Source organism: Vibrio cionasavignyae, assembly GCF_050337155.1.
Classification (GTDB): domain Bacteria; phylum Pseudomonadota; class Gammaproteobacteria; order Enterobacterales; family Vibrionaceae; genus Vibrio; species Vibrio nomapromontoriensis.
Map to the genome: position 1 here is coordinate 74,648 of NZ_JAKJSR010000031.1, position 6,000 is coordinate 80,647.

At 44.1% G+C, this 6,000-nt stretch carries 5 protein-coding genes and 9 tRNA genes; all 14 read left to right on the forward strand.

Annotated elements, in window-relative coordinates; translation table 11 throughout:
• The first annotated feature begins 134 nt into the window (after nucleotides 1–134).
• The 14 genes from lolB to L4D74_RS22290 all read left to right on the forward strand — a co-directional run bounded on the left by lolB (nucleotide 135) and on the right by L4D74_RS22290 (nucleotide 5,960).
• Nucleotides 135–755, forward strand: coding sequence for a lipoprotein insertase outer membrane protein LolB (gene lolB, locus L4D74_RS22225; RefSeq protein ID WP_428754666.1), 621 nt, complete (start codon nucleotides 135–137; stop codon nucleotides 753–755).
• A 2-nt stretch (nucleotides 756–757) separates the two neighbouring features.
• On the forward strand, nucleotides 758–1,642 hold the full coding sequence (gene ispE, locus L4D74_RS22230) for a 4-(cytidine 5'-diphospho)-2-C-methyl-D-erythritol kinase (protein WP_428754672.1): 885 nt from the start codon (nucleotides 758–760) through the stop codon (nucleotides 1,640–1,642).
• A gap of 27 nt (nucleotides 1,643–1,669) precedes the next feature.
• Complete coding sequence (locus L4D74_RS22235; RefSeq protein ID WP_102470828.1) at nucleotides 1,670–2,620, forward strand: ribose-phosphate pyrophosphokinase; 951 nt, start codon at nucleotides 1,670–1,672, stop codon at nucleotides 2,618–2,620.
• A gap of 120 nt (nucleotides 2,621–2,740) precedes the next feature.
• Nucleotides 2,741–3,331: an aminoacyl-tRNA hydrolase gene (gene pth, locus L4D74_RS22240; protein ID WP_428754667.1), complete on the forward strand. Its 591-nt coding sequence runs from the start codon at nucleotides 2,741–2,743 to the stop codon at nucleotides 3,329–3,331.
• A 10-nt stretch (nucleotides 3,332–3,341) separates the two neighbouring features.
• Nucleotides 3,342–4,433, forward strand: coding sequence for a redox-regulated ATPase YchF (ychF, locus tag L4D74_RS22245; protein WP_428754668.1), 1,092 nt, complete (start codon nucleotides 3,342–3,344; stop codon nucleotides 4,431–4,433).
• 296 nt (nucleotides 4,434–4,729) lie between these two features.
• Nucleotides 4,730–4,806, forward strand: a tRNA-Met gene (locus L4D74_RS22250).
• A gap of 32 nt (nucleotides 4,807–4,838) precedes the next feature.
• A tRNA-Leu gene (locus L4D74_RS22255) sits at nucleotides 4,839–4,923 on the forward strand.
• Nucleotides 4,924–4,986: 63 nt separating this feature from the next.
• Nucleotides 4,987–5,061: transfer RNA gene (locus L4D74_RS22260), tRNA-Gln, on the forward strand.
• An 87-nt stretch (nucleotides 5,062–5,148) separates the two neighbouring features.
• A tRNA-Met gene (locus L4D74_RS22265) sits at nucleotides 5,149–5,225 on the forward strand.
• 66 nt (nucleotides 5,226–5,291) lie between these two features.
• Nucleotides 5,292–5,376 (forward strand) — tRNA-Leu (locus L4D74_RS22270).
• 32 nt (nucleotides 5,377–5,408) lie between these two features.
• Nucleotides 5,409–5,485: transfer RNA gene (locus tag L4D74_RS22275), tRNA-Met, on the forward strand.
• Between the two features lie 81 nt (nucleotides 5,486–5,566).
• Nucleotides 5,567–5,651, forward strand: a tRNA-Leu gene (locus L4D74_RS22280).
• A gap of 67 nt (nucleotides 5,652–5,718) precedes the next feature.
• Nucleotides 5,719–5,793 (forward strand) — tRNA-Gln (locus L4D74_RS22285).
• Between the two features lie 82 nt (nucleotides 5,794–5,875).
• Nucleotides 5,876–5,960, forward strand: a tRNA-Leu gene (locus L4D74_RS22290).
• Nucleotides 5,961–6,000 lie beyond the last annotated feature (40 nt).

A 6,000-nucleotide genomic window follows, 5' to 3' on the forward strand; every position in this document is an offset into this window, starting at 1 on the left:
CGAATTTTACTTGATGGCAAGCGTTAATGAAAGGCTAACACCAATTTGTTTTCCTGAGTTTGTGGGTTTGATGCTATAGTCTTTCAATATTGTATTGAATTTGCACAATAAACCATCAAGTTAAGATGTTTCCTATGCTCAAACTCTCTCGCCAGTTTTTTTATACCTTTATCGCCCTTTATTTGATTGGGTGTAGCTCATTGCCGCCAGAACCCGAAAGTGTTGAATGGAAAGCGCATCAATCGCAGCTTGCCAACCTCACGCAGTATACCGCTATTGGTAAACTCGCTTACGTGTCTCCGGAGCAACGTCAAACACTCAACTTTCAATGGACATATTCCCCTAACTTTACCCAAGTTAGGCTCACGACATTTCTAGGTCAAACCGTATTAAATTTGACCACCACACCAAACGGTGCATTCATTGAAACCTATGATGGTCAGAAGTTAACTGGTAAAGACGTGAACCAACTCATCTATCAACTTGTTGGTTTAGACATCCCTATTGAACAACTGCAAGATTGGCTAATTGGGCTGCCATCGACCGCTGATCGCTATGAACTAAACCCACTCAACACCGTGGGGAGTTTGACTAAAAAACTGCAAAACAAACAATGGCGTTTAGATTATGAAGCCTACCAAAGCTATACGCTGTCTGACTCGTCACAAACACTTCCTATGCCAACTCGAATGCAACTTGAACAAGGCGATACCAAACTCAAACTTGTTGTTGCGAAATGGACCATCAAACAATGACCATGAACGCTCTACTTAACAATGCCGCCACCGTATGGCCAAGCCCTGCGAAACTGAACTTGTTTCTTTACATTACGGGTAGGCAAGCAAACGGATACCACGAACTGCAAACCCTGTTCCAATTCATCGACCTCTGTGATGAGCTAGAGATTACCGTTAATGATACTGGTCATATTACACTCTCCCCTGATATAGAAGGTGTCAAAACGGAAGACAACCTGATATGGAAAGCGGCGAAATCGCTTCAAGATACCACTCGCAGCCCATTGGGCGCTCATATTAAGATTAAGAAAATTCTCCCTATGGGAGGCGGCATTGGTGGCGGCTCTTCAAATGCCGCAACAGCGCTCGTCGCTCTCAATTTCTTATGGCAAACGCACTGCTCCACAGACGATTTAGCAAAACTCGGGCTTGCATTAGGTGCAGACGTCCCTGTTTTTGTCCGAGGATTTGCAGCTTTTGCCGAAGGAGTCGGTGAGAAACTCTCTCCTGCTACCCCTAAAGAGCAATGGTATTTGGTTATAAAACCGCAAGTAAGCATTGCAACCGTCGATATTTTCACTCACCCGAATTTGACTCGAGACACGCCAAAACGAGACTTATCAACGCTTTTAGACTCGGTTTACGAAAACGATTGCGAAAAAATTGTGCGAATGCTGTACCCAGAGGTTGATAAGCAACTTTCTTGGCTGCTACAATACGCGCCGTCGAGATTGACGGGAACCGGATCATGCCTCTTTGCTGAATTTGACAGCGAAGAGAATGCAGAGAAAGTTTTTCACCACCTTCCTGACAATGTCTCCGCTTTTGTAGCGAAAGGGTGCAACCGCTCTCCTTTATTAGAGACCTTGGCTAAGTACCAATTAGCCCAAACACAATCTGTTTAAACTGGACGCAACCCTGAGGTTTCCACCGTGCCTGATATGAAGCTATTTGCTGGTAACGCTACACCTGAACTAGCCCAACGTATTGCTGATCGTCTATACATCTCTCTTGGAGATGCTACTGTTGACCGTTTCTCTGACGGCGAAGTCGCTGTTCAAATCAATGAAAACGTTCGTGGTAGTGATGTATTCATCATTCAATCAACTTGTGCGCCAACTAACGACAACCTAATGGAGTTAGTGGTAATGATTGATGCAATGCGCCGCGCTTCAGCAGGCCGTATTACTGCTGTAATTCCTTACTTTGGTTACGCTCGTCAAGATCGTCGTGTACGCTCTGCTCGTGTACCAATTACTGCAAAAGTTGTTGCTGATTTCCTTTCTAACGTCGGCGTTGACCGCGTTCTTACTATCGACCTACACGCTGAGCAAATCCAAGGCTTCTTCGATGTACCTGTAGATAACATCTTTGGTACACCAGTATTGCTTGAAGATATGGCGAACCGTGGTCTAGAAGATCCAGTGGTTGTTTCTCCTGATCTTGGTGGTGTTGTACGCGCTCGCGCAACTGCTAAAGCACTAGGTGATATCGACATTGCTATCGTAGACAAACGTCGTCCACGTGCGAACGTGTCAGAAGTAATGAACCTTATCGGTGATGTAGAAGGTCGTGACTGTGTTATCGTTGATGACATGATCGATACTGGTGGTACTTTATGTAAAGCCGCTGAAGCATTGAAAGAGCGTGGTGCAAAACGTGTATTCGCTTACGCAACGCACGCCGTCTTCTCTGGCAACGCAGCGAAAAACATTAAGAACTCAGTACTTGACCAAGTGATCGTCACTGACTCAATTACACTGACTAAAGAAATGGCTGCTACAGGCAAAGTTCATCAGTTAACATTGTCTTCAATGCTAGCTGAAGCAATTCGCCGTATTAGCAACGAAGAGTCTATCTCTGCGATGTTCAGCTCTAAGTAAGACCGTAACGTATTTTAAAAAACCACTTCCTCGGAAGTGGTTTTTTTGTATTCAAGTTTTGTCCCCCCCGTTAGTGTGCTATCATACCGCGCTTTTTGATATTCAAGAGAGATCGGTCCGTTGACTCAGCAGATAAAGTTACTTGTAGGCCTAGCCAACCCAGGTCCTGAATACGCGAGAACGCGTCACAATGCAGGAGCATGGGTGGTCGAAGAGCTTGCTCGTATTCATAACATCACATTAAAGAATGAACCAAAGTTCTTTGGCCTAACTGGCAGAATACAAGCTAACGGCAGTGATCTTAGAATATTAGTTCCGACAACATTTATGAACTTGTCAGGCAAAGCTATAGCGGCTTTAGCAAAGTTCTACCAAATTCAACCTGAAGAAATCATGGTCGCTCACGATGAGCTAGACTTACCTCCAGGTGTTGCCAAATTCAAAAAAGGTGGTGGTCATGGTGGTCATAACGGCCTTAAAGACACCATAAGTAAATTGAGCAACAATAAAGATTTCTATCGTCTTAGGATTGGTATTGGCCATCCAGGACACAGAGACAAAGTCGCAGGCTATGTACTCGGTAAAGCGCCAGCAAAAGAGCAAGAATGCCTTGATGCTGTTGTCGACGAATCCGTACGCAGTCTCGACATCTTACTGAAAGATGGCCTGCCAAAAGCACAAAATCGCTTACACACGTTCAAAGCTGAATAAGGTTACAATCATGGGTTTTAAATGTGGCATCGTTGGATTGCCAAACGTTGGCAAATCAACTCTGTTCAACGCACTAACAAAAGCAGGAATTGAAGCAGCAAACTTCCCGTTCTGTACTATCGAACCAAACACTGGCATCGTTCCTGTTCCAGACTTGCGTCTAGACGCACTGTCAAAAATTGTTAATCCGCAAAAGATCTTGCCGACAACAATGGAATTCGTTGACATCGCTGGGCTTGTAGCTGGTGCTTCTAAAGGTGAAGGCCTAGGTAACAAATTCCTAGCTAACATCCGCGAAACTGACGCGATTGGTCACGTTGTTCGTTGTTTTGAAAATGACAACATTGTGCACGTTGCTGGTAAAGTATCGCCAATTGAAGATATTGAAGTGATCAACTTAGAATTGGCTCTTGCCGATTTAGACAGTTGTGAGCGTGCAATACAACGCAATGCTAAAAAAGCAAAAGGCGGCGATAAAGACGCTAAATTTGAAATCACAGTATTAGAGAAACTGCTACCTACTCTAACTGAAGGTGGCATGGCTCGTACGGTTGAACTAGCAAAAGAAGAACTCGCAGCGATTGGCTACTTGAACTTCCTTACGCTTAAACCAACGATGTACATCGCCAACGTTAACGAAGACGGTTTTGAAGATAACCCGTATCTTGATGCGGTTCGTGAATTTGCAGCCAATGAAAATAACGTTGTTGTTGCAGTTTGCGCAGCGATTGAGTCTGAGCTATCTGAACTTGATGATGAAGATCGTGAAGAGTTCCTCGCAGACATGGGGATCGAAGAGCCGGGCCTAAACCGTGTAATTCGCTCAGGTTATGATCTGCTTGCCCTACAAACTTACTTCACCGCTGGTGTTAAAGAAGTACGTGCATGGACAATTCCAATTGGCGCTACGGCTCCACAGTCTGCAGGTAAAATCCACACCGATTTCGAAAAAGGCTTCATTCGAGCAGAAGTCGTTGGTTACAGTGACTTTATCGAATTTAGTGGCGAATCTGGTGCCAAGGATGCAGGTAAGTGGCGTCTAGAAGGTAAAGATTACATCGTAAAAGATGGCGATGTGATTCACTTTAGATTCAACGTCTAACAAAGCAAACTTTGTTTTGTATAAAAAGCCAGCACTCGCTGGCTTTTTTTGTTTTTACTCCCAGAAAGCGACATTGTTTATTAAAGCGAAAAGCTATAGCTGGCATCAAGCGGCTGGTATTTTAGTAACAGTTTTTGATCACAAACAGCGCTATTTGTTTAAAAAAAACCCGAACGGCACTTTTTGGCTAATTTCTTCAAAAAAAAAGTTGACGCATTTGTCTCAACTACGCATAATGCGCCCCGTTCTCAGCGATAAGGCAACTTACCGAAGAGAGCGGATATTTAGAAAAAAATGGCTACTTAGCTCAGTTGGTTAGAGCACATCACTCATAATGATGGGGTCGCAGGTTCAAATCCCGCAGTAGCCACCATTTCTAAATTTGCTTTTAAGTAAGCACAAAATGCGGTCGTGGCGGAATTGGTAGACGCACCAGATTTAGGTTCTGGCGCCGAGAGGTGTGAGAGTTCAAGTCTCTCCGACCGCACCATTCTTTAGAAATAAAGAATCAAGTATGATGACTTTGAGTTTTAAGTACTCTAAACAATCCTGTTGGGCTATCGCCAAGCGGTAAGGCACTGGCTTTTGATGCCAGCATTCCCTGGTTCGAATCCAGGTAGCCCAGCCAACATTTCGTTTTACTGAAAGACATTTTTTGTCAAATTCGGTAGAACTAGAGATAAGTTTGTATTATATTGTCTCGCTCGCAAAACATGGCTACTTAGCTCAGTTGGTTAGAGCACATCACTCATAATGATGGGGTCGCAGGTTCAAATCCCGCAGTAGCCACCATACAACGTTACTTAGACTTACCAATGTCTTCTTAACTATACTCTTCGCTAGAGTAAAAGCTTTGCTGCGGTCGTGGCGGAATTGGTAGACGCACCAGATTTAGGTTCTGGCGCCGAGAGGTGTGAGAGTTCAAGTCTCTCCGACCGCACCATTATTAGAAATAGTATTTAGTTATTATTTCCTGGCTACTTAGCTCAGTTGGTTAGAGCACATCACTCATAATGATGGGGTCGCAGGTTCAAATCCCGCAGTAGCCACCATACAACGTTACTTAGACTTACCAATGTCTTCTTAACTATATATTCTTCTCTAAGTTATTTACTTAGGTTGAAAGCTTTGCTGCGGTCGTGGCGGAATTGGTAGACGCACCAGATTTAGGTTCTGGCGCCGAGAGGTGTGAGAGTTCAAGTCTCTCCGACCGCACCATTATTTTCTTATTCGTTAACTCGATTGACTGATAAGAAAGTGTGATTGACACAAGAAACAATCCTGTTGGGCTATCGCCAAGCGGTAAGGCACTGGCTTTTGATGCCAGCATTCCCTGGTTCGAATCCAGGTAGCCCAGCCATTACAACGTTATTGAGACTTACCAATGTCTTCTTAACTATATATTCTTCTCTAAGTGTTTACTTAGGTTGAAAAGCTTTGCTGCGGTCGTGGCGGAATTGGTAGACGCACCAGATTTAGGTTCTGGCGCCGAGAGGTGTGAGAGTTCAAGTCTCTCCGACCGCACCATTATTTTCTTATTCGTTAACTCGATTGACTGATAAGAAAG